We start from the raw sequence: 3226 nt of genomic DNA, 5'->3' as shown, positions 1-3226 counted from the left end.
CGCCCCAGCCGCTCAGGGCCACCAGCCAGGGCAGCGGCGCAGGGCAGCGGGCGCGCACCGCCGCGCACAGCGCAAAGCCATCCATGCCCGGCATGCCGAGGTCGATGAACATCAGGTCGGGCGCCGGTCCGCTGTCCAGCCGCGCCAGCGCCGCGCTGCCGGAGTGGCAAGCGTGCGCCTCGTGGCCGTGCAGGGTCAGCATGAGGGCGAGGGTGTCCGCCGCGTCGACATTGTCGTCGACAACAAGAATCCGAAGCATGGGGAGAAACAGTCGAGGCAGCGGGCTGGGGCTGCAATTGCGGGACGCGGGGCAGGGCGGTCAGGGAATTATGGCAGGGAACCTGCGCCGCGCGTGCATTATTTGTGTCCCCGGCCACGCATTGCCGAGCAGAGTGTTGCCGCTGGCCCACGTTGGCGGAACAGCACGCGCGCTCCGATGAGCCGCCCCGCCTGTCTTACAATGCCGCCGTTGCTACACAACTTGCCATCGTCATGATCCGTTCCCTTGTCCTGCCGCTGCTGCTGGCGGCCGGCGCCGTGCGCGCCGCCGAGCCCGAGCCGCCTGCGCCGCCGCAGCCGATCCAGCAGATCGCCGGCGAGTACACGCTGGCCTCCTCCTCGACCGCGCCGCGCAACGGCTGGGGCTACTCGGCGGGCTGGATCTCGGTGCGCCCGCTGGACGAGCGCCACGTGCTGATCCTGCTGGCCTGCAGCTGGCAGCGCGAACCTAAGGCCGTCTGCAGCGACTATCTGGTCGCCCAGCAGCGCGCAGGCGGCGTCTACATGCAGGACATGAACACGGACGCCATGCGCTTCTACTTCGACCCGCGCACGCGGACCCTGACCATCGTCTCGCGCGGTTTCGATGCCCACGCCAGCGTGCGGCGCGACGTCTTCACCGCCACCACCGGCGCACTCGCCGACCCGGTGCTGCAGCGCCGCCTTCAGCGCGCCGCCACCCACGCGGGCAGCAAGGAGAACACCCGTGTGTTGGGCCCCTACCGTAGCTGGAGCTACCAGAACAACCGCATCGAATTCCAGAGCTGAGCCAAGGGAGGCGGTCAGGCCGCCAGCGGCAGGGTCACAGTGAAGGTGCAGCCGTGGCCCAGGCCGTCGCTGGCGGCCGCCACCGTGCCGCCATGCAGTTCCACCAGCCCCTTGACCAGCGCCAGGCCGATGCCGATCCCGCCCTGGGCCCGGTCGGGCGCCGCGTCAAGCTGCTCGAACATGGTGAAGATGTGGCCCAGGCGCGCCGGGTCGATGCCCGGGCCGTCATCCCTTACGCGGAAGACGGCCTGGCCGCCTTCGCGCCCATGGCTGAGCCAGGTGGTGCCGCCGGTGCGGTTGTACTTGCAGGCGTTGCTGAGCAGATTGCCGGTGACCTGCACCAGCCGTACCATGTCGACTTCCACCAAGGCGTCCGGCCCCGCCACCAGCACCAGCTGCTGCCCCGCGGCGGCGAAGCGTGGCGCGGCCATCTCATGGGCGCGCTGCATCACGTCGCCGACCGTCACCCGCGCCATGTCCAGATGCATCTTGCCCTGCCCGATGCGCGCGGCGTCCATCAGGTCGGAGGACAGATGCTCGATGGTGCCGATCTGGCGCTCGAACACCTCGGTGAGGCGGCGCAGTTGTGGATCGAGCCCTCCGCGCAGGCGCATCAGCTCCACGGCGTTGGCCAGTGCTGCCAGCGGATTGCGCAGTTCATGGCCGAGGATCGCCAGGAATTCCTCCTTGCGCTGGTTGGCCAGCGCCAACTGGCTGTTCAGCCGCCGCAGTTCGGCATCGCTGGCGGACAGGGCCTGCAGGGCGCTGCGGCGTTCGTCCAGCGCGGTTTCGGCGCGCTGGCGCGCGGCCAGCAACTCCTGCTCGTATTTCTTGCGGTCGCGCGAGAGCATGAAGGCATATTCGTCCTGGCGCGCCTGCTGCGGCAGGCGCACGCGGACGATCGAGGTCAGCACCGGCAGCTTCTGGCCGTCCTTGTGTCTCAGCTCGAGCTGGACTTCGGCCACCGAACCTTGCATCTGGAGCAGGGGCGCCAGGTGGGTCTGGTGGAACAGGCGCCCGCCGATGGTCAGCAGCATGGACATGCCGCGGCATTCCAGCAGCTCCCCCCGGCTGTAGCCGAGCCAGGCGCACAGGGTGCTGTTGACGTCCAGGATGCGGCCTTCCGGCGTGGCCACCAGCAGGCCGGCGGGCGCGCGGTCGTACTGCGCCGCGTGGGGATCCGGGTCGTTCATTCCAGCCGGCGCGCGCGCAGGAAGCGCTCCATCGCCGCGACGCTGGCATGCGGCGCACTCAGATGCGGGCAGTGGCCGACGTTGTCGATGATGGCCAGTTCGCTGTCGGGCAGCACCGCGTGCATGTAGTCGCCCACGCTGCGCGGCGCGATCAGGTCGTCGCTGCATTGCAGGATCAGGGCCGGCACCGTGGACTGCGGCAGCTGCGGGCGCAGGTCGGACAGGAAGGTCACTTCGGCGAACTGGCGTGCGATGGCCGGGTCGGTGCGGCAGAAACTGTTGGTCAGTTCCTCGGCCAGTTCGGGCTGCTCCGGACTGCCCATGATGGTGGGCGCCATCGCGCTCGACCAGCCGAGGTAGTTGCTGTCCATGGTGGCCAGCAGCTCCTCGATGTCGGCGCGGCTGAAGCCGCCCTGGTAGTCGCCGTCGTTCAGGTAGCACGGCGACGGACCGACCATCAGCTGGGCCAGGAACTGGCGCGGGCGCCGGATCGTGGCCAGCAGGCCGATCATGGCACTGACCGAGTGGCCGACCACGATCGTCTCGCGCGCCTCAACGGCATCGAGGATGGCCAGCAGGTCCTCCGCGTAGGCATCGAGCGTGGCATAGCGGGCCGGATCGTAGGCGGACAGGTCGGACCGGCCGCTGCCGGTATGGTCGAACAGCACCACCCGGTACCGGTCCTGGAAGCGCGGCGCCAGGAAGCGCCACATGTTCTGGTCGCAGCCGAAGCCGTGGGCGAAGATCATCGTGACCGGACCGTGCCCGGTGACGCGGACTGCATTTCGTTCGAGTATGGACATACAGGCCGGCAGTCCGAAAAATGTGGTCCGCCATTTTATATGCATTGCGCCAAGACTGGTCGTACGGCACGGACGCTCAGGCCGCCGGGGCCGGGTCGGGCTCGCCCGCGATGGCCACGCAGTTGCGGCCGCGGGCCTTGGCGCGGTACATGGCGCGGTCCGCCGCGCGGCACAGGTCATCGG

Annotated in this window: 4 protein-coding genes; 1 reads left to right on the top strand and 3 read right to left on the bottom strand. The window is 69.3% G+C overall.

All coding sequences use genetic code 11. From position 1 onward, the window contains the following. The coding region (locus tag E4L96_RS05025) for a response regulator (RefSeq protein WP_135206128.1) at nucleotides 1-259 on the bottom strand (259 nt) is incomplete at its 3' end. 233 nt (nucleotides 260-492) lie between these two features. On the opposite strand from E4L96_RS05025, the gene E4L96_RS05020 reads away from it, so the two are divergent. Then, nucleotides 493-1047, top strand: coding sequence for a hypothetical protein (locus E4L96_RS05020; RefSeq protein ID WP_135206127.1), 555 nt, complete (start codon nucleotides 493-495; stop codon nucleotides 1045-1047). Nucleotides 1048-1061: 14 nt separating this feature from the next. On the opposite strand, the gene E4L96_RS05015 is transcribed toward E4L96_RS05020, so the two are convergent. Together E4L96_RS05015 and E4L96_RS05010 are read right to left on the bottom strand one after the other, a co-directional pair. Continuing rightward, a complete protein-coding gene (locus E4L96_RS05015) occupies nucleotides 1062-2240 on the bottom strand; it encodes a PAS domain-containing sensor histidine kinase (RefSeq protein ID WP_135206126.1) in 1179 nt (392 codons plus the stop codon). Then, the gene (locus tag E4L96_RS05010) at nucleotides 2237-3043 is read right to left on the bottom strand and encodes an alpha/beta fold hydrolase (protein WP_135206125.1); all 807 of its coding nucleotides are present in this window, start codon (nucleotides 3041-3043) and stop codon (nucleotides 2237-2239) included. Before E4L96_RS05010 ends, E4L96_RS05015 begins: the two co-directional genes overlap by 4 nt. Nucleotides 3044-3226 lie beyond the last annotated feature (183 nt).

The organism is Zemynaea arenosa (assembly GCF_004614185.1).
Lineage (GTDB): Bacteria > Pseudomonadota > Gammaproteobacteria > Burkholderiales > Burkholderiaceae_D > Telluria > Telluria arenosa.
Note: the sequence above shows the minus strand (reverse complement) of the source record. Positions and strands in the feature narration are given on the sequence as shown.